18 protein-coding genes and 1 pseudogene are annotated in these 21324 nt (G+C 34.9%); 11 read left to right on the top strand and 8 right to left on the bottom strand.

The annotated features are described in order from the left end of the window. Window positions 1-760 precede the first annotated feature (760 nt). The 6 genes from ACMZ42_RS12175 (at window position 761) to ACMZ42_RS12150 (ending at window position 5785) form a co-directional block, all read left to right on the top strand. The gene (locus tag ACMZ42_RS12175; RefSeq protein ID WP_415731634.1) at window positions 761-1930 is read left to right on the top strand and encodes a sensor histidine kinase; all 1170 of its coding nucleotides are present in this window, start codon (window positions 761-763) and stop codon (window positions 1928-1930) included. After that, window positions 1900-2631 carry a response regulator gene (locus tag ACMZ42_RS12170; protein ID WP_415731632.1) on the top strand — a complete coding sequence of 244 codons (732 nt, stop codon included), beginning with the start codon at window positions 1900-1902 and terminating at the stop codon, window positions 2629-2631. Before ACMZ42_RS12175 ends, ACMZ42_RS12170 begins: the two co-directional genes overlap by 31 nt. Before the next feature lie 422 nt (window positions 2632-3053). Then, a complete protein-coding gene (locus ACMZ42_RS12165) occupies window positions 3054-4088 on the top strand; it encodes an alpha/beta fold hydrolase (RefSeq protein ID WP_415731631.1) in 1035 nt (344 codons plus the stop codon). Window positions 4089-4274: 186 nt separating this feature from the next. Next, the gene (locus ACMZ42_RS12160; protein ID WP_370077867.1) at window positions 4275-4688 is read left to right on the top strand and encodes a MarR family transcriptional regulator; all 414 of its coding nucleotides are present in this window, start codon (window positions 4275-4277) and stop codon (window positions 4686-4688) included. Window positions 4689-4850: 162 nt separating this feature from the next. Beyond that, a complete protein-coding gene (locus tag ACMZ42_RS12155) occupies window positions 4851-5507 on the top strand; it encodes a hypothetical protein (protein ID WP_370077869.1) in 657 nt (218 codons plus the stop codon). Further along, window positions 5504-5785: a hypothetical protein gene (locus ACMZ42_RS12150; RefSeq protein ID WP_370043957.1), complete on the top strand. Its 282-nt coding sequence runs from the start codon at window positions 5504-5506 to the stop codon at window positions 5783-5785. The genes ACMZ42_RS12155 and ACMZ42_RS12150 overlap by 4 nt, the downstream gene beginning before the upstream one ends. A gap of 424 nt (window positions 5786-6209) precedes the next feature. Here the strand turns inward: ACMZ42_RS12150 and ACMZ42_RS12145 are convergent, their stop codons facing one another. The 4 genes from ACMZ42_RS12145 to ACMZ42_RS12130 all read right to left on the bottom strand — a co-directional run bounded on the left by ACMZ42_RS12145 (window position 6210) and on the right by ACMZ42_RS12130 (window position 10261). Next, the gene (locus ACMZ42_RS12145) at window positions 6210-7691 is read right to left on the bottom strand and encodes a malate:quinone oxidoreductase (protein WP_370077875.1); all 1482 of its coding nucleotides are present in this window, start codon (window positions 7689-7691) and stop codon (window positions 6210-6212) included. A 468-nt stretch (window positions 7692-8159) separates the two neighbouring features. Next, window positions 8160-8927, bottom strand: a complete 768-nt coding sequence (locus tag ACMZ42_RS12140; protein ID WP_415731630.1) for a nucleotidyltransferase domain-containing protein — start codon at window positions 8925-8927, stop codon at window positions 8160-8162. Between the two features lie 262 nt (window positions 8928-9189). Further along, entirely contained in the window at window positions 9190-9585 is a 396-nt protein-coding gene (locus ACMZ42_RS12135; RefSeq protein WP_415731629.1) for a MerR family transcriptional regulator, read from the bottom strand. Window positions 9586-10111: 526 nt separating this feature from the next. Continuing rightward, window positions 10112-10261 carry a hypothetical protein gene (locus tag ACMZ42_RS12130; RefSeq protein ID WP_415731628.1) on the bottom strand — a complete coding sequence of 50 codons (150 nt, stop codon included), beginning with the start codon at window positions 10259-10261 and terminating at the stop codon, window positions 10112-10114. 270 nt (window positions 10262-10531) lie between these two features. On the opposite strand from ACMZ42_RS12130, the gene ACMZ42_RS12125 reads away from it, so the two are divergent. Further along, entirely contained in the window at window positions 10532-11023 is a 492-nt protein-coding gene (locus ACMZ42_RS12125; RefSeq protein ID WP_415731627.1) for a hypothetical protein, read from the top strand. A gap of 259 nt (window positions 11024-11282) precedes the next feature. Here ACMZ42_RS12125 and ACMZ42_RS12120 read toward each other — a convergent pair whose 3' ends face one another. After that, window positions 11283-11552 (bottom strand): hypothetical protein, encoded by a 270-nt coding sequence (locus tag ACMZ42_RS12120; protein ID WP_142510053.1) that lies wholly within the window; start codon window positions 11550-11552, stop codon window positions 11283-11285. 642 nt (window positions 11553-12194) lie between these two features. On the opposite strand from ACMZ42_RS12120, the gene ACMZ42_RS12115 reads away from it, so the two are divergent. Both ACMZ42_RS12115 and ACMZ42_RS12110 read left to right on the top strand, forming a co-directional pair. Next, window positions 12195-12512: a BRCT domain-containing protein gene (locus tag ACMZ42_RS12115; protein ID WP_415731626.1), complete on the top strand. Its 318-nt coding sequence runs from the start codon at window positions 12195-12197 to the stop codon at window positions 12510-12512. Between the two features lie 307 nt (window positions 12513-12819). Further along, complete coding sequence (locus tag ACMZ42_RS12110; protein WP_370077891.1) at window positions 12820-13242, top strand: exosporium protein C; 423 nt, start codon at window positions 12820-12822, stop codon at window positions 13240-13242. A 203-nt stretch (window positions 13243-13445) separates the two neighbouring features. On the opposite strand, the pseudogene ACMZ42_RS12105 reads toward ACMZ42_RS12110, so the two are convergent. The 3 genes and pseudogenes from ACMZ42_RS12105 to ACMZ42_RS12095 form a co-directional block, all read right to left on the bottom strand. Further along, window positions 13446-13565: pseudogene (locus ACMZ42_RS12105) on the bottom strand (LysR family transcriptional regulator); the annotation flags it as partial. Window positions 13566-13773: 208 nt separating this feature from the next. Continuing rightward, window positions 13774-14499 carry a Fic family protein gene (locus ACMZ42_RS12100; RefSeq protein WP_402869902.1) on the bottom strand — a complete coding sequence of 242 codons (726 nt, stop codon included), beginning with the start codon at window positions 14497-14499 and terminating at the stop codon, window positions 13774-13776. Window positions 14500-14801: 302 nt separating this feature from the next. Then, window positions 14802-15536, bottom strand: coding sequence for a response regulator transcription factor (locus ACMZ42_RS12095; RefSeq protein ID WP_415731625.1), 735 nt, complete (start codon window positions 15534-15536; stop codon window positions 14802-14804). Between the two features lie 131 nt (window positions 15537-15667). Here ACMZ42_RS12095 and ACMZ42_RS12090 point away from each other — a divergent pair, with 131 nt between their 5' ends. Both ACMZ42_RS12090 and ACMZ42_RS12085 read left to right on the top strand, forming a co-directional pair. Continuing rightward, window positions 15668-17134 (top strand): amidase, encoded by a 1467-nt coding sequence (locus ACMZ42_RS12090; protein ID WP_415731624.1) that lies wholly within the window; start codon window positions 15668-15670, stop codon window positions 17132-17134. Window positions 17135-17481: 347 nt separating this feature from the next. Further along, on the top strand, window positions 17482-21324 hold a 3843-nt coding region (locus ACMZ42_RS12085), incomplete at its 3' end, for a S8 family serine peptidase (protein WP_415731623.1).

Here is a 21324-nt window from a genome sequence, read left to right as displayed (position 1 = left end):
ATGTAATTAATCGCGTATCAAAAGGTACGCTAATTTCAGTTTGGCTAATCAAAACTGAAATTGTTCCGATAAATCTTCAAAGTATTCCTATAAAAATGAATTCATCACAATAACGTGGAGTTGATTTCGTTCCACTTTGCGTATCCTATGAGCCACTTCGCTCCAGGATGTCCCCTCAAACTTTTGGTAATATAACAGTATATTTACATTTTAAGTTTGATTCTGGTAAAAGTATATAATAAAAAAACTGATATCTATTTCGTACGTCATAAAATCAAAATCCGCCTTACATCATCGCTTTAATTTTGGCTGTTTTCGTAAAGATTGTTGCTCTTCAACTCCCATGAAAGAACTTAATCATCTTTCATTTTTTGTGGTGAAGAGCTGATTTTTGCGCTTCATGGATGGCTAACGGTGCAGTTTAGTTGAAGAAGGGAATTATATAATTTGGTAAAAATGTAAAAGGGAAGTAGCTTAATATGATAAAATATAAAGGTCGTAAATTTATATTTTAATTGAAAGTTTCTATATTGACTCTATTTGAATATAGACAAGAAGGAAATATCATCCCTGCATCATATAGTGATAGAGAATTATACATGGGATGCTAATCGCAATTTAAACGAGGATAGTTAATGAAATGAATGGGTAGTTTCCCTCAAAAACTGCAGTGCAATTTAATTTATTTTCTCTAGCCTTGATTTGAAAATGAGAAGTTTTAGGAACGATGATATAGACAGTGAAAATGGGGGATAAAAGTATGAAAGCAGTAATGGATCAAAGGCAATGGCATTGGTTGGACTATTTTCTATCTCTTATTCGTATGATATGGATTACTTCTAATGGCTACTCGATATTCGTTAATACAACAGGTTTGGAAAAATGGACCTTACTTTTATGGACTAGTTGTTCTTGTATAATACCTCATCTATTTTATCGGCCTAAGCTTATAAAATTCCAATATTATTTAATTGCCGAGATGTTGTTAACGGGTTCTTTGTTTATTTATATATCGAGTCAATATGAAATATCAGAAACTTACAGTATTTTATTCGTGCCTATCCTTATTGTTGCATATGCTTGTCAAGTTAAGCCATTAATATGGGTAGGACTTTTCTTATACATTTCAATTTTTTTAGCTGGTATATGGGCCGGCAATCTTTATGAGGATATCTTTGCACGCTTTATTGACACAACTATTATTTATGGTATTGGGTTATGTTTAGGAAGGATGACCATTGTCAATAACGCTAATAAAGAGTTAATTGCTTCTATTGAAGATAAAAACATGGATTTGGAATATTACTCAAAAAAGATTGAGGAACTAACAATAAAGGAAGAACGAAATAGAGTTTCACAAGACTTACATGATACAGTAGGCCATATTTTCACATCGGTCATAACAAGTTTAGATGCTCTTCCTTTTCTATATCGGGCAGATAAAAAAGAAGCAGAAAAAAGTATAAAAGAGATTTCAGATTTAGCACGAAATGGATTGAACGATGTGAGAAGAACAATTCACCAGATGTCGCCAACGAATCATCAAACTCTTGTTGAATCTGTTAAAGAATTGATTGTCGATTTTATGAAACATACATCAACGGATATAACCCTGGATGTCGAAGGAGGAGAGATCAAAGTCGGTGATAGGATAAAGTTTGCCGTCATTCGTTGTATACAAGAAGGACTTACAAATGCGAAAAGGCATGGTCAGGCAACTTTTATTAAAGTAAATATTTCTTTTCAACAAGAAGAATTGATTGTTCTTATTGAAGATAATGGAAACGGTTGTGATGAATTGAATTTAGGATTTGGCTTACGTTCAATGAAAGACAGAATATCGGCATTAGCGGGTACAGTTGACTTATATTCTAAATTGAATAATGGCATGAGAATAACGTGCAGCATACCGATGGTGAAGGAAGTGTAGTTATAATGATTAAAGCGGCAATAGTTGAAGATCAAGAGATTTTAAGAAAAAGCTTAAAAATTGTGATTGAAAGTATTTCTGACATTGAAATTGTTGGAACTGCGGAAAATGGAGAAAAGGCAATTGCTTTATGCGAGAGGGAAAACCTTGATATTCTTTTAATGGATATTCAAATGCCGGTGATGGATGGTGTAAGGGCGACAGATGAAATTAAAAAACGTTGGCCCGATATAAAAGTTATAATACTTACTACTTTTCAAGATATTACACATGTTTTGAATGCCTTAAATGTTGGCGCAGAGGGTTATATATTAAAGGCAGTTGATCCTGAGTTTTTAGTTCAAGGGATTAAAATGGTGTATCACGGAGGTTCTCTCATTCCTCAACAATTAGCAAAAGAGGTCTTTGGTCAGATACGTTCAAATAATAACGAACATTCGGAACAACTTGACTATAACTTCATGAATCATCCATATGATTTAAATAATCAAGAATTTAAAGTTTTAAAATGTATAACTCAAGGATTGTCCAATAAAGACATTTCAGAAAAGATGTTTCTTTCAATTGGAACTGTGAAAAATTATATTTCCACCATTTATTCGAAGTTAAATGTAAAAAACAGATCTGCTGCTATTATTAAAGCAATGGAAGAGAGTCTAGTAGAAAGTAGCATTGAAATAAAAGAATGTAGACAAAGTTAAATCGACTTTGACTACATTCTTTTTTAATTGTGATGAACTGGAACGTCTTTTGATTTTCGTAATAAAAGAGAGAATCAATAGCTTTTCAATAGCCACTTTTTTTAAGAAGTAATATATATTAGCCAATGGTCATAAATTGTCGTTTTTTTTAAATAGTTATTACTTATTAATGACTTACAGGCACTACCGTATATTACTTTTCATTTGTAGAGTAAAAGTATGAAATGAAATTTAAAAAGGAGGTAAAAAAGTGCATGCTCAAACTGCAAACTGTTTATTTAATGAAGTTGGAGAAGACGTAAATAAAGATAAATTAAAAGGTAATTGTAGTATACCTATCACATTAAATAAAAGCATGTTTTGATCAATCTTATATTTGGATTGCAGATTGCATTAAGCAAGAAAGGAATTAAAGGAATAAGATGAAAAATATAAAGAAATTAATAAAATATACAGGAGTATTTATTATAATAGCATTAATAGTAGCACTTTTTTTTCCTACATGGACCCCTCATATAAAAGGTAATAACAGCATAAGGGCATTAGAACAAGTAGAGATAAATGGAAGTGATCATGAAATTATGATACGTGGCAAAGATAAGGATAATCCAGTTATTATTTTTGTACATGGGGGGCCTGGATATTCAGAAATACCGTATGCCAGTAAGTATCAAAACTTATTGGAAAACAATTTTACGGTCGTGAATTATGACCAAAGAGCAAGCGGAAAATCATATCATTTTTTTGAGGATTATTCTAATCTTTCATCAGACTTACTCGTAGATGACTTATTGGCCTTGACGGATTATATATCAGATCGTCTTGGCAAAGAAAAAGTAATATTAATTGGCCACTCTTATGGTACGTATATTGCAACGCAAGCTGCCTCTAAAGCTCCTGAAAAATTTACAGCATATGTTGGAATTGGACAGATGAGTGATATAGTAGGAAGCGAAATTGACGGTTTGAACTACGTTATTCAGCAAGCAGAAAAAGCTGGCAATACAGATGATGTTCAATATTTACAAGAGTTAACTGAACAAATTAAAAATGGTGAGCTGCTTACTCCACGGAATTATGTTGCAAAATATGGTGGATCTTCGAGACTTATTGATAACCCAGATGGGAATATCATAAATACTATGTTATTCAGTCGTGAGTATAACTTATTAGATGTGATTCGTTACAACTATGGGCTATCCTATTCTCAAAAAGCTCTATTAGATGAAGTAATGAAAAACCCATTACCTACTAAAGTAAAAAAACTTGAATTACCATGCTATTTTGTTATGGGTAAATATGATTATCAAACTTCATCTAACACAGCAAAAAAATACTTTGATATGATTGAAGCCGATAAAAAGGAATTTATTGCTTTTGAACAATCAGCTCATTATCCACAATTTGAAGAGAAGGAAAAATTTTATGAATGGATGTACGATACGTTTGTGAAATAATTGGCTCTTCACCAAAACATGGGGTTGATTTCCTTCCAACTGAGTGCTTTCATGGGAGCGCCCGATGAGTCGCTTCTGTGTTTTACAATGACAAGAAATCAATTCTCTTAAGGATATCGATAGTAGCTCACATTATTTATTTACTATATAATTTAGTTATTAAATATTTTAATGGGCTGTGATACTATGTCAAAAAATGATCAATTGCACAATGTGGAAATCATTATGAAAGAGATGTTTGAAATACAGCATACATCGAAAATGTTTGTAAATCTTTTATCTGAGGGAGAATCATTATCTCAAAATCAACTAATCCTCCTACTTCAGCTAAAGATTAATGGTGGTATGAAAGCAACAGAAATTGCTGAATTCTTTAGTGTGACACCAGGAGCCGTTACATCGATGTGCGATAAGCTGGAAAAATTAGAATTGGTAGAGCGAATTAGAGAGCAAGAAGATCGTCGTGTTGTAAAAATGATTTTAACTAATAACGGCGAATTGAAGGTTCAAGATTTATTTTTAAAGTTTCCACAGGAAAAACTGATAGACATGGCAAAAATATTGCGTGAGGTTAATCAGTTAATGAAAAAAATTTTTTAGGATTTCATAAAATTGAAGTCCTTTTTTTATTGCCCAGAAAATACATAAAAAGCTCATGGCAAATTTTTTGTTCTTGACAAAACAAAGCGACATATACTTTAATTAATATATATTTCAATTATTAAAATATATATTAATTAAATTAACATGAGGTGATTATCCGTGATTCAAAAACTACGTACAGTAACCCTTACTAATGGCAATATTACAGATTTAGCAGCGGATTGTGAGCAATTAAATATCCGTGGATTCGTTACTTTACATCAAGAGGTACGCGTAAAAAAAATCTCTACTCATGGTCATAGTTCTTTTCATTCCCACGTTGAAGCACAAATTTTAAATAGTACAGGATCATGCTCTATAAAAGATTTTTGTGAAATTAATGAGATTAAAAATGCCGGGAGCTTAAATATGCGCAATGGGCGAGTAACAAAATTGAATAGTTCTGGGAAGTTGACCATTGAACAAAACTTACAAGCAGAACAGTTTCATGCAATCGGTCTTGTTCAAGCGAATGAAATAGAGGCTAAACATTTTCAATTAAAAATGTCTGGTGGAAATGAGATTGGAAAGCTTATTGCAGATGTGATACATGTAGAAAAAGATACGTTATCTATATCTTTTCTAAAGAAAAAGCTGAATTGTAAATATATTAAAGGTGAACAAATACATCTTTCCTATACAGATGCAGAAATCGTTGATGGAGATATTGTAGCAGTAGGCGATAATTGTCATATACAAACACTTTATTATACAAAAAGCTATTCGATTGCTAAAAACGCCAAGGTGCAGCAAATTATACGGAGGGAAAAGGAATGACATTCATAAAAATCATTCAAGGCTTTTTTTGCTCATTAGCCCTTCTCGTATTATCTATCCTCTATGCAGGGCTAGTCTTAAGCGCATTACTATCAATAGTAGCCGGCATTTTGCGAACATTCGGCTTGGAACAAATACAAATGAGCATTTGGAACGGTGTTGAGCTTCCGATCGCTTTCAGCATTCCTCTAGCACTCTTGGTTTCTTTGTTGCTGTTCTTTTGTTCAATGTATATCAAACGCTCTATCCAATTTTGTTTTTCCAAGCTTAAATTTTAAAATAAGAAGCACACCTTTTGTTTGATAATAAAAGGTGTGTTTCTTATTTGTTTAATAATCATTAATTGTACGCGAGGGTCTAATTCATCTCCCAAAAATGGAGCTCCCTCAAACTTTTTCAAATTCCTCAATTGCTATCTCTTCAACAATTGCTTGTTGTTGTTCTTCATTAAGAGTCGAATATTCGCCATATACTTCATTAGTATTTCTCATCATGCTGTCCATTCAACTATTTTCATTCAATCCTCGTGTATTTGTCATTAATTAATGCCTATTTTAATATATTAGTTAATATGGATGAAAATTCCCACTGCAACTCCATTTGTGAAATAAAAAAATAGAACCTTCCATCCAAAATTAGAATGAAGGTTCTATTTTATTTTGTAGAAACAAACGCTTAAATCCTTTGTTTCTACATCTAATTTTATTTTAAACGAAGCGCTTCGTCTGTTGTTTCGTTAATTTCTTTAAGAAGCTCTGGATTTTCTACTAATGATTTGCCGTATGATGGGATCATTTCTTTAAGTTTTGACTCCCACTCGTTAACATGTTGAGGGAAGCATTTATTGATTACCTCAAGCATAACGTGAACGGCAGTAGAAGCACCAGGAGAAGCTCCAAGTAATGCAGCAATTGAGCCATCAGAAGCACTTACAACTTCCGTACCAAATTGAAGCGTTCCTTTACCACCAGCTTCAGTATCTTTAATAACTTGTACACGTTGACCAGCTACAATAATATCCCAATCATCGCTCTTAGCATTCGGGATGAAATCACGTAGCTCTTCCATACGTTGTTCTTTAGATAACATAAGTTGTTGGATTAAATATTTTGTTAATCCCATCTCTTTAACCCCTGCCGCTAATAACGTTGTAATATTATGCGGTTTTACAGAAGCAAATAAATCCATATTTGAACCTGTTTTTAAGAACTTAGGTGAGAAACCTGCGAACGGTCCAAATAATAAAGATTTTTTGTTATCAATATAGCGTGTATCAAGATGCGGAACAGACATTGGTGGAGCACCAACTTTAGCTTTTCCGTATACTTTCGCATGATGTTGTTCAGCAACTTCTTGGTTTTTACATACTAAGAATAATCCACTGATTGGGAATCCACCAATATGTTTTCCTTCAGGAATACCTGATTTTTGTAGTAATTCTAGGCTTCCTCCACCAGCTCCAAGGAAGACAAATTTTGCTGTATGGTATTCCATTTTACAGCCATTTTTGTCGTGTACTCGTACTTCCCATGAACCATCGCTAGTACGTTTCATGCTTTCAACACTATGATTGTAGTTGATATCAACGTCTTGAGTTTTTAAGTGGTCGAATAACATACGTGTTAATGCACCAAAGTTAACGTCTGTACCAGTGTCAATTTTTGTCGCAGCGATAGCTTCATCTGCTGGACGATCTTGCATAATAAGAGGAATCCATTCCTTTAGTTTTTCTGGGTTATCAGAAAATTCCATACCTTGGAATAAAGGATTTTTTGTCATCGTTTCATGACGTTTTTTTAGAAACTCTACATTGTCTGCACCTTGTACTAAACTCATATGAGGTAAAGGCATAATAAAGTCTTGTGGATTACTGATCAGTTGGTTGTTCACAAGATAAGACCAAAACTGTTTTGAAAGTTGGAACTGCTCATTAACTTTAATCGCTTTGCTAATATCGATTGATCCATCTTTTTTCTCTGAAGTGTAGTTAAGCTCACAAAGTGCCGCATGCCCAGTTCCCGCATTATTTAATTCGTGAGAACTTTCTTCACCAGCTTTATCGAGCTGCTCAAACACTGTAATTTTCCAATCTGGCGCTAATTCTTTGAGCATTGTCCCCAAAGTAGCACTCATGATTCCGGCACCAATTAAGATAACATCTGATTTAATTTGTCTGTTACTCATTTTTACCTTCCTTATATATTAAGATTTGCAGAAAGGATGTAAAGCTCTCCTGCTTAGATGTCTCAGTAAGCCTAGGAGTAACCTAGGAGTACACCTTTTCTGTATCAATTATTACCTTATTGCAGTGTATCATAATTACATAAAGATTAAAATATCAACTATCTATATGAGAGTTATGTGCATTTTTCGAGCCTTTCCCTTAATAAATCAAGAGAAAAACCTCCTATTCCACCACAAAGAAACCTAACCTTTATTTAAGTTTTATGGAATAATTGACCTAAAATTAGCTAGCATTTTCATATAATAATGAGGATTTTTTTAATATTATATCTATATAATAACATAAAAATATGGAACCAGTCTTGTTTTTGCACCAGCTCCACTACATATAAAAACACACCGAATTTTCTTAATACTTTCTAGCGTAAACTTATTTCTTTTATTCTAACCAAAAAACCAAATCTCATCCTATTTTTCGACAGGGCTTTTTATTTTCCAACCATCTATTTTGAAACCACCCATCTGATTAAATACATGGTTTACTACCTCTTCATATGCCTCCATCATCTTTTGTTTGTCCGTTTCAAGTAATGCTTTTAAAAACATTTCTTTAAATATCGAATCAGGAAAAACATTTTTTAGATATTTTTTAATAAATGCTGGCTCTATAAGATAAGAATGTACTTGATAGTATGGAATGCTTTCTAACTTTAAGAACTGACAGTACTCAGAAAATAAATTAGCTAATGAGTTAAAATACACAAAAGGGAAATCCACTCTTTGTTGTTCAAAACAATCCTTTAAATTATCTAGTGAATCCCATAGTGAATATTTTTTTATTTCTAAAACTGTTTTATTTAGTTCATCATAGTCATTGTTTATCCAATGTTCCGCTTCGATTTTTAACTCATTAAGTATTCCCGTGTTATCAAATAGAATCTTTCCTGTAATGAATTGAACCATGGACATTGTTCTATGGATTTGAAAATCTTCTTGAAAGTATTTGCGAATTTGTTTTGGTGGATTAGCGAAATATTCTATAAGAAAACCTTTAACAATTCTATTCCCTCTCTCTCGCCAATCAACATCTTCAGATAAAATAATATGTACATCTATATCAGAACGCTTTGAAGGATCTCCCGTTATATAGCTCCCACATACGAGTGCCCCTACAACATCATTTCGGTTCTTCCAATCTTTTAAAAACTCTTCAAGTGCCATTTGCCATTCTTCCATAAAACTATCATCACCTTTCTTAAAAATTGAGCTTTGGAATATCTCATATATTCAATATTTATCAAAAAAAACCTTTAACTTTGTAAATGAAAAAAACACAGCATTATTAGCTGTGTTAAATTATAAAAAATATTATCTTTTTTATTGATGTTCCCTTTAGTTATAAAGAAATATATCCGTCGTTTTCAGGATCTTTTGTTCAATTAGATGATTATCTCAATTGTTTCTAAAATGATGCCGTTATTCTAATTAGAACACCCATCTAACCTTTATTTTTTTCTAGTAGTTGCTCCATTTTATGATCAGCACGTAGTAAGACTTGCTTTATTTGTTTAATCTCATTTTCTCTTTGAAGCATTTGCTTATACTTATTTTGAAATAATATTTTCAGCTGTTGAACGTTCTGAATTTCCGCTTCTGTCAATTCATCATTTTCATCAGTATTTTGCGACCATTCAAAAAGCATTTTAATTTCTTGAAGTGAAAAACCACATTGCTTTAGTTTAAGAATTGCACTAATGATTTCAATATGTTCCTCGTTATACTCACGATGTTTGTTTTTTATTTCCGGATGTAATAGACCCATTTTTTCGTAATAACGAATCGTATCTTTACTAAGATCCGTACATGTAGCAAATTCACCAATTTTTATGATCATCACCTACTACACTATAAATTTATAAACCAATAATAGCAGTATACAATGGAATATGAAGCGAACGATATGGTGACTATATCTTAGTTGTTTATTTGTCAATAGCCCTTCCGCAACTGCGAATACATGTAACAATACAAATTCAAGGATTAGCAACACCAGTACCAGAGCTTTGTTTGGTATAAATATCGTTACAAGAATACCTATAGATAAAACTACAAATAAGAATGTTCGTATTTGATATCCGTGCTCTTTCCATTGATACAAGCCTGCAATCCCTGTTAATAATGCGTATACCCCTATCAATACATAAACAATAATATCCATTTACATCACCCCATTCTTTTAATACTTTCACTTTAAAAGATGGAGTTAACTCCATGTCAACAGATTTTAATCAAAAGAGCCACAATCAATCTTCTGGATCTACTACCTATCGTTAGTACAAGAAATATACTGCTGTTGCTAATGAAGTTATAAAGCCAATTCCAACTATGAATAAAAGAGTTTTATAGCTAGCCTCTGTGTCCTAGAAAATATCATCTAAACGGTTTTGAATAGACTCTGGTAATAGTTGAAAGAACAATCCTTCATATTTGATATCGAGTATCCCAGCAATGACAATAATAATAATGATGAATAGTAAAAGGGGTTTCTTATTTTTAGAAATCCACTTCAATAGGCTCCCCTCCTTTGAAAAATGAACATTATAGTTTGCAAATTAAGTATATATTGATTCATGTCATATAGAAACCTAACCTTTGATAAATAAAATCATTATCTGTCACCCAAATTAGAGATGTTACATAAATTAATATGACGCTGTACTATATTATAAAATTGGTTTTCTTTTAGTAATTGATTTCAAATCAGTTCCTTTGGGTAAACAATAATCAAAGCTATTGTCTCACCAATGATCGATTTAGATTTTATAAAGAAAGGAATGGCTATGGTAAATTTTAAATCATTTCGAGGGGTCGTCACTCAGATGGATGATTTTCCAATCGGACAAAACGGAGAAAAGGAAGGTTGTTATAAACTAATGACGATAGAAGATAGTACTCGTGGCATCGTCAATTTTGTCATCTCACCTTCTACTTATTTTGTAAACCAAGAAATTGTAACAATCGGTGATCAGATTACTGGATATTATGATGGAGATGCGCCTGTCCCTTTGATATATCCGCCTCAATATCGAGCACTCGTCGTCGTAAAGGAAAATAACTATCAAAATGTCAAAGTCGACTTTTTTAATAGCCAATTAGTGAGTAGTGATGGCCAATTACAACTAAATCTTTCTACTTATACGCCTATCTTGCTTAAAAATGGGCAACCTTTTTCAAAAAGCCCGGCAAATCGAAACCTAATTGTTATCTATGGCCCTACTACAAGAAGCATTCCTGCACAAACTACACCGTATACAATAATTGTTTGGTGTTAACTAAAAACAATAGAAAATATTTCCCAGGAAAGGATTCAATCTTCCACGTTACGCTCTTTACTAACTATACTTTTTCAAATCGACGGATTACATTCTGTTATTCAAAACATTATGTTTCCTCATCTGTACAACATTTCACATATAAAATTGACCAACAGTGCATTATATGTAAGCAAACAAAAGGAATAAAATTAAGCAGCTTAAGTCCTTTAGATTATAGGGCTTAAACTGCTTAAAGCAATATTTTTATTTCTGCTATCTACTGTTTGCCTTGCATTTCGTGTAATTGCTGCTTGATTTGCTCTAAGTATTCTTTATTTTGTTGGACTGTATCCAAATGCTCACCAAATTGCTTTGCATTCATGAATGCATTTTCTGCATGTTCGATTTGATTGAAAGCATGCTCAATCGCTATCTCCTCCGGATGTGACTTTGCATGCTTCAACAAACGCTCTGCCTTTTGGACAGAGTTCCCAAACAAAGTGCTTGGATGATCCTGTTTCCAGCTCATATCTGAGTGCTTAGCCAATTTTGCCTCTTCCCTTCGTGCTAATTTGATAAATAATCTAGATATAGTATTGGAAAATGTGCAGAAAATATGTACGGAAAAGTTAATGAATATCTATGTAATCAAATGAATGCTCCCCTTTTAGAAAGTAATACTCATGCATTAATGAGTGAAGAACAAGTTTAAGGAAAAGGAGACCGTCTAAAATGATCAGTCTCCTTTAATAAAGCCTTTTACTTCACTTTCTAGAGTTAATCGCACTCGATACGGTCCTTCAAGTACATTTCCTCTAAAGCGTATCGACTACAAATTTTCTTTAGCCATCTTTTTATTGGCAGTATGATTGCTTTCCATCCTTTTGCCCTTATTTTTCCTTTGCTAATAGGCTAGCTTTTTGGACAAGAACTTTTCTCTCTCTATTCCTTAGTACGGGCAATATTTATAAAATCCTTCTTTTGGAAAAAAAGTGTGCGAAATCAATTTAAATTCACATACCTTTTTTTATCTATTGGTACAAATATTCATGAAGAACGGATCTATATGATACTATTCTTCATGAATAGTTTAAATGTAGAGAGACATTCCTTTGTTACCTACATCCTATCAATCAAACTCACCTAGAATTCAGGTAAAAATCTTTCATTTCAATTAAGGAGAGTAAACATGAACAACAATAAGGACAACACAGAAGTCATCTTACTTTCTGACCCATCCGAATGCTTGATGCATCCGTTTTATAATAAACAAATCGTCTTTACTGGTGCCCTTTCCACTATGACACGTTCAGAAGCTGCGAAAAAAGTACGAGCTTATGGAGGGATTATGCAAGGGGCAGTTACGCAAGATACAGATTTCCTTATTCTTGGGGACAAACGTCGCGGTATAAGTACGAAACAATTAAAAGCTGAGAAATTGATTAGCCTTGGTCTAGACGTTCAGATTATTATTGAGGATGATTTTATTTGGCTCATTTCAATGTAAAAAGAATATCTACCACATCTTTCAAAGAAGATTTGCCTCAAATATAAATTCATCTCATCTAAAAAGGTATGCAAAACAACTATGTTCACATACCTTTTCACATATTTTATTCCTCAAACTTATGAAAAACTCTCCCTAATAAATCTACATGAGTTTAATTTGAGAGCTTACACACAACAAATTTCAGTAGGGCTAAAACGGATTAACTAAACAAAGTTTAAAAAAATAGCACGGCTTAGTTTACTACACAATCGGAGCTCTAATATAGAACATATCTTATAGTATCCTAGCAAAAGGAGGTGATAAAATGGCGCAAGTTCTTGATTACCAAGCAACTGAACCTCTAAGTACGTTTAACCCAGAAACTGCTTTTCCAATTCCACAGGCTCCATTTAGAGTTCTTTTAGCTTCGATTCAAATAAACATCCCAGGCACCGCTTCAAGAAATAATAACGTTGAGCTACTTGCAAGCGTTGGTGTGACGGGAGTTACAAATATTTCTCAACTTGTATTTAGAATCTTCCGTAACGGGAAAGAAATCTATAATACTCAAAATGGCGCAGAATCAGCTGGTTCAGAACAAAACTATATCTTTACATTCCAAGCTATTGATTCCAACTTACCAGCTGGCACTAGCTTCTATCAGGTTTTTGTTGAGAACATTACACCTAACACACAAGCAAATATTGTTGGACCGATTTCTTTTAGTGGCTTAGCAATAAAAAGTTAACGATAATAGCTCTTACCATGCATCTTGATTATGTTTATGCCCAGTAAAAGTTTGTGGCATACACGATCATTTTTTTAGCGTGTTGATCGATGAATGAGATGCATGTTTTATATAAAGATTTAAAAAAATAAGCTGTATAGAAGTTATTAAAAATCAAACTTTCTATACAGCTTATTTTTTCTTTTATATTAGAGGTCATTTCATCAATTTTGAGAAATTGTTAAAAAGTATTCTACAACAAATTGGCGAAACTGCTTAGCAATTGGTGTAAAGTAGCGTTTTTCGGACCAGGTTAACCCAATAGTTCGTTGACAAGCTGGTTCCCTTGGGGGCTGGTCAAACTTAGCCGCACAAGGATTGTTTTTACTCATTTACCTTTTACTCGCTCTCATCGTCGGCTGGATTTCAAGTCATATCCAGCATAAAGATCCATCTGTCTAATAAGTACATACTTTTTAGAAAGACTCCTTTCTTATTTCCGTGTTTTTTTGTATAACATCGTCTACTCTATAAAATGAAAGTGCTCTATTTTTATACTGCGCTTAGATATAGGTTTAATGAAGATTCTACTTCCGTAGCTACTAGTTCAATAAAATCACGATAATCTTTAGTCGTATGTGCTTTATCTAAAGCATTATAATAAGCTAGTCGGTTTTCTACTTTAATAATAATTGGCGGATATCCTGATTTCATTAACTCTAGGTTTAACAACAATCTAGAAGTTCGACCGTTACCATCAATAAATGGATGGATACCGACAAAAATCGCATGCAGCATCGCACCACGTTCTATTGGATGTAAACTTTGCGCATCCCCTTCATACCATTTCATTAATTGATCCATCTGTTCTTGAATCTTAATCGCCTCTGGTGGTGTATGGACTGCCCCCGAAATAAATACTTGCTGATTTCGGTACACGCCCGCATACTCATCATCAATTCTCTTTAACACTAATCGATGTAAATTTTTTATTTGCCACTCTGAAAATGGCTCTTCTTTTCGCACAATATCCTCAACATACGATATTGCATCTCGATGGTTAATTACTTCTAAATGCTCTCGCATCGTTTTGCCTCCGACAGTAATCCCCTCAAGCACTACCTTAGTTTCGTTTATCGTTAGCGTATTACCCTCGATTGCATTGGAGTTATACGTCCATTCTAAAAACAACTTTTCACGCAAACTTTGCACCGTATATTTCGGTAATGGTCGCTTAGCATCCAATGCCGCCTTCTTTTCATCTATTCTTTCAAACACAAGCTCACCACCTTTTCTTGTTAATTAAATCTTACTTGAAAAGTTAAATTTATTATAGTTTAAACCCTATTTACATTTTCACTTCATTTAAGTAAACGGTCGGTTAAATAACATTAAAGGAGATAACTAAATTGGAACGGGCTGAACAATCTTTCGTGTAATTCGATAGTATATCAGGATAGGGCTATAAATAATCATTTTAAATTTTTCTAACATAGGATGCGAAAAATCTGCTAAATAAAGTGGTGGATTGTTCGGGTTAAAATAGCACTTGGTTTTTATCGATTGGCAACATCTTATTTTTATGCTCGAAAGCTTTCTGTGTATTTTAATGCAAGCTGCGTTCGGGAAGTTACTTGAAATTTTCGATACAAATTTTGCAAATGCTTCTTTACTGTATTTTCGCTGACATATAAATAATTGGCGATTTCTGCATTTTTAAATCCTTTACATAAATACATTAACAACTCTTTTTCACGTTGTGTAGTTTGCAATGACTCGTCTGGCTGAACATATTGATGTAATAAATATACATTTTCAATCGTCCGTTTTACATACAATAGCTTTTGACTATCCTGCTCTGTAAATGGTGTTTCCCCTTTTTTTCGCAAAAAGCCAATAGCCGCTGTTGGCTTTTGCTGATTGTACAAATACATAACCATTTCATCTATAAAATCATTTAATTGTAAAAAGCGTTCAACATAATACCGCTTTTTCTTCATCGATATTACTTCATTTCGTTGCATTAATTGAATATCGGGTTGGTTTCGCATATTCACTGGGTGTAAAGGATCATAATATTTATATTCATGTAGATAATTTTGTACCGTATCTGTTTCTACATTGAAACAGATAGGCTGTTCATTTAACTCCCCATCCGTAACTTCCCAAAATACCGTATGCTCATATTGAAAACATTCACTCAATACTTGCAACATATTCAATTTAAAGTCTTCACTTGTTTGTTGCATATTCATATTCGAAATCTTAAACGTTGCTTCTAATAAATACTTCACCTCTTTTTGCTCACACAACATCAATTCCTCCAATTCCTTATTTTAAATCCATATATTCTCGTTAAAAACAAATTATCCTTTCGGGTAATATCAATTCTTTTCATCTCAATTTAAAATGAATTTGTAAGTCAAAACTATAATGAGGTGATCAGATGAAATTACAAGAATATGCTTCATATGACGGTCTTGGATTAGCGGAGTTAGTAAAAACAAAGCAAGTGACACCACAAGAACTTACAAAATTAGCGCTACAAGGTATTGATAAGGTTAACCCTTCGATTAATGCCGTTGTTAGCGTGTTAGAGGAACAAGCTGAAAAAGCAATTTCAACTTTAAATGATAATCAACCATTTGCAGGTGTCCCATTTTTAATTAAAGAAGTTGTACTCCATGCAGAAGGTGTGCCACATAGTATGGGCAGTCGTGTTGCAGAAAATGCTGTAATGTCTGTCGATAGTGAATTAATGAAACGTTTTAAAAACGCTGGTTTTGTGTTAAGCGGTACTACCACAACACCAGAGTTCGGCTATAATGCAGCAACGGAAGCTGTCATTTATGGTCCAACACGTAACCCATGGAATCTAAACCATAGCCCTGGTGGTTCAAGTGGCGGTGCAGGTGCTTCTGTCGCAAGTGGTATCGTCCCAATCGCACATGGTAATGATGGAGGCGGATCCATTCGAATTCCTGCATCATGCAGTGGTGTCGTTGGCTTAAAGCCTTCACGTGGTCGCGTGCCAATGGGGCCTTATAATAGTGAGGCATTAAATGGACTAGCCATTGAATTTGCGTTGACAAAAACCATTCGTGATACCGCTACATTACTGGACCAAGTAGCTGGACCAGACTTAGGATGCTACTCGATTATTCAAAGTCCAGAAATGCCGTACAGTAAAGCAATTCAGCAAAAGGTACTTCCACTGAAGATCGCCTGGACAACAGAAACAAATTCTGGTGCATTCGTTGATCCGGAATGTATCGAGGCCGTACATAAGGCCGTAAAATTATTAGAAGAATTAGGGCATGAAGTAGTCGAAGCTCGACCAGTTTACGACCAAGCACCATTTTCACGTGCAACGGTAGATATTTGGACAGCGAATATTTATAAAATGATTGTGGGGGCAGCGGAATTAACAGGTAAAACACCTTCACGCGATAATATCGAAGCAGCCATTTGGCAATGCTATGAATATGGCAAAGACTTAAAAGCTAGCGCACTTTTAGAAGCCATTAATACGAATGCACTTGTATCACGTCAAGTAGCGACATTCTTTGCAGATTATGATGTGCTTTTAAGCCCAACAATCGGCACATTACCAGCGAAAATTGGTGAGCTAAATGCGAATAATCCAAACATCTCGGCGATTGAATGGACAGAGCAACTATTCACATACGCGCCGTTTACCAATTTGTTTAACGCAACAGGTCAACCATCGTTATCATTGCCACTTGCGATGAGTGCGTCTGGCTTACCTATCGGGCTACAATTTACAGGACGCTTCGCAGATGAGTTAACCCTTCTACAGCTTGGGAAACAATTAGAAGAATCTGCTCCATGGAAAGATCGTAAACCACCCGTACATGTGGGTGCAGAAATTGCGGAAATCGCGACAACATAAAAAAAAGAAGGTACAGGATTTTTTCTTGTACCTTCTTTTTTGCTAGTTTACGGACATGAATTTTCTATAAGCAACTACACCACCGACTGTACCTAAACTGCTGCCTTGATAGGATTAATTGAAAAAATTAATGAATTCCTATAAGTCATTTCTCATTTGAAAGTTCTACTTTTTTATTAAATTACTAGGAAGATAGATTTAATCTATCTTTGATAACCTGATACTAATTATCAATAATTCAGAATATTTAAATATTAGGATATTCGGATTGGTCCCCTTGTGATAAATTGGAAATATCACACTAAATCCAAAAGTGTGACAACTAAAAGCAGAGGGGGAAATGAGATTTGAAAAAGTTTAATTTTACGAAGTTCTTAAGTAGTATTCTAACTTTCGTTATGGTGCTTTCTCTATTGGTTCCATTGTCGAGTGCTAGTGCTGAAGAATCGAAACCATTCAAGCAGGATAGTCAAAGTGAAAGTATAATTCAACTAAAGGCTGCTATCGCTGAACAGCTAAGCTTGTCTAAAGATGGTCCAACTCTTCACGAAAGCTTACAAAATGTATCAGGCAATCAAGATGTTGCAGTCATCATTCATTTATCTGAAAAGCCTGTGGCACTAGAGCAAGGAATGAGCCAAGTCAAAGGCCAAAAATTCTCTAATGCCCGCGCAAATGAAGTTCGTTCAAACGTAAAAGCACAACAAGCAAAAGTTAAAAAAGAGTTAGCTACTAAAAAAGTTCAGATGACTCAAGGATACACATTTGATACTGTTTTAAACGGTTTTGCGGCAACTGTGAAAGCAAATGATCTCCCGAAACTGCTTACAGTAGAAGGAATTACATTAATCGAACCTGATGCAATTGTTTATGCATCAGAAGATAATACGATGAAATCATCGGAACTTATTAAGGAAGATCAATTAGAAGCTCAAATGAATACAAGTAATTCTTTCCTCGGCATCGAACAGCTTTGGAAGGAAGGTATTGAAGGACAAGGAATAAAAGTAGCAGTATTAGATACTGGTATTGATGCAGATCACCCTGAGTTTGCTGGGGTTTACAAGGGTGGGAAAAACTTCATTCCATATTCAGCAACTTACACGAAGCCTCGGGCAGATAACGATGCATCGGAAACATTGCCCTCGGAGCGTCCAGTAGGGACACCTGAATTTAATGAAAAGGGAAGCTCTTTCTATACTTCTCACGGTACACATGTTGCTGGAATAATTGCAGCAATCGGAGCTAACGAATTCGGTATTAAAGGAATAGCTCCAAAAGTAGACCTTTATGCTTACCGTGTTCTTGGGGCGTACGGAAGTGGAGCTACATCTGGTATTGTTAAAGCAATTGAAACTGCTGTAATAGAAAAAATGGACGTTATCAACCTTTCACTTGGCGGGGGAGCTAACTCTGAAACGGATGCTGGTTCATTTGCTATTAATAATGCAATGATGGCTGGAACAATCGGAGTAATTGCAACAGGGAACGATGGTCCAAATCGCGGAACAATGGGCACGCCTGCAACCGCTCGTTTAGGAATTGCTGTTGGTAACACATCAAATCCTGAAACAATGTATAACGGGGAAGTGAATGTTACAGTTGGCAACTACAACTTAACAAAACAGCTTCCATTAATGGGAACCACTTTTGCGAAAAATTTAGCAACACAGCTTCAAGGAGAATTTGACCTAGTTGCTGTTCCTGGAAACGGGGAAATAAAAGACTTTGAAGGAATTGATGTAAAAGGTAAAGTGGCATTGATTTCTCGTGGCAGTATCGCATTCGTTGATAAAATTGCGAATGCAAAGGCAAATGGAGCAGTCGCAACAATTATTCATAACTTTGCTGGTGGAACGAATGCACCGAACATTTCAGGCACATTCCTTGGTGATTCATTTGATTTTCTGCCAACATTTGATATGTCCCAAACAGATGGCGATGCAATTCGCGCTGCATTAGCAGGCGGAATCGGAAAAGTAAGCTTTAGTAAATTTGCTTCCACAAAGACACTAGGAGATGATGTAAACTCTTCAAGTTCACGTGGACCATCTACACCAAACTTTGATATTAAACCAGATGTAAGTGCACCTGGAACAAACATTATGTCAACGATTCCAATGTATAAAAAAGATTTCCCTGATGCAGATTATGGGGAAGCATATGATCGTAAAACAGGAACTTCTATGGCAACACCACATATTACAGGTATTGCTGCATTAATTAAACAAGCAAACCCTGATTGGAACGCGTTCGATGTAAAAGTGGCGCTTTCTAACACCGCAAAGGTTTTAGATAAAACAACATACGATGTGTTTTCTCAGGGGGCAGGGCGTGTAAATGCTTATGCAGCAGTTCATCCAGAAATTCTTGCCTATGCACTTGATAGCGCAATTTTAGATGGAACTGGTGCAGTTACAGAAAACTTGAAAGGTACAGTTACTTTCGGTCCACAATCACTTAAAGACCGGGATATTTCTGTAACGAAACAAGTTTTAGTAAAAGATATTAAAGGGAACGGCGGCAATTATAACGTATCAATTGATGTGACAAAAACATTTGGTGATGCAACTGTTACAGTAGATCAGCCGACATTTAATCTAGTTGGTGAGCAAGTTTTAAATATTACATTAACTGCTTCACAAGCTACGGCACCAAAAGGCTCTGAAATACTAGGGTATATTTACATCAGCGGTGGAGATACAGAAATTTCATTGCCATTTGCAGCTGACTTTGGTGGCGCAGCAGTAACTGAACTTAAAGATTTTAAGATTACAGAAACAGACCTATCCTTTAACGGAGATGGAGTGAAAGACTCAGCTGTACTTTCATTCACATTAACTGGAGATGTAACAACTAACTATATCGAGCTTTGGGATATTATGAATCCTGAAGGTGGCGAATACGGAGACGGCTACATTGGTTATCTACATGCAGGTACTGCGCTAGGAAAAGGCTCTTATACGCTGAATGTTGGTGGGCAGTACAAACCATGGGGATCAGAACCTGCCACAACGATTCCAGATGGCCTGTATACAATTGACTTCACCGGTCTTGCAGCATCAGGAGTAGTTTCCGGTTATGTTGGACCAATTTTCGTGAAAACAACTAAACCAGAAATTACTGGTTCAGTAGCTAAAGGTGTCGCTACAGGACAGGTAACAGATAAGTATATCGACTACAATGAAGAGTTATATTTATACGGTTTAAATTACAATTTAAATGATAAATTAAAAGCTTCCTATATTTCGACGGTAAATGGCGAAGTACAAGCGCCAGTTGCTTTTGAATTAAATCAAGACGGTAGCTTCACATTCCCAGTAACAGCAGAAACTAATGCTGTATCAGTAATAATTAATGACGCTGCCGGGAATGTTGGTGAAGCATTGATATATGAAAAAGAAGTAGTAGAACCAGTAGTAGCACTTTCTGTAAATCCAACTAAGCTAGACCTAACAGCTGGAGAAACTGCACAACTTACGGTAACAGAAACGTCAACGCCTGCAGTAGGTGAGGCAACAGAGGAAGACGTAACTTCAAAAGCTACTTATGTTGTTGGAGATGAAAATATTGCAACAATAGTAGATGGCTTAGTAACTGCAGTAGGTGAGGGCACGACTACAATTACTATTTCATACGGTGATAATAAAGTTACTGTAAATGTGACAGTTAAAGCATCTGTTGTAAAAGAACCAATAGTAACACTAGAAATTGACCAAGCTCAGGTTGAAACTAGAATAGGTAAAGAAGTTACAGTTAAGATTACTGAAGTAACTATTTTTGATGGTAAAACAACAGAAAAAGATGTTACAAAGCTTGCAACCTACGAAGTAGCGAATGATAAAATAGCTACTATAAAAGCGGGGGCTGTAAAAGGAAAAGGTCAAGGTAAAACGACGATTACGGTAACGTATGGTGAGCATACACTAACATTTGATGTGTTGGTTGTAAAGCCAGGGAATGGGAATGGCAATGGTAATGGCAACGGCAATGGTAATGGCAACGGCAATGGTAATGGCAACGGTAATGGCAACGGCAACGGCAATGGCAATGGCAATGGCAATGGCAATGGCAATGGCAATGGTAATGGTAATGGCAACGGCAATGGCAATGGCAATGGCAATGGCAATGGCAATGGCAATGGTAATGGTAATGGCAACGGCAATGGCAATGGCAATGGCAATGGCAAT

The organism is Lysinibacillus sp. NPDC056185 (assembly GCF_047737915.1).
In the GTDB taxonomy this organism is placed as follows: domain Bacteria; phylum Bacillota; class Bacilli; order Bacillales_A; family Planococcaceae; genus Lysinibacillus.
This window is presented reverse-complemented; position numbering and strand designations above follow the sequence as displayed.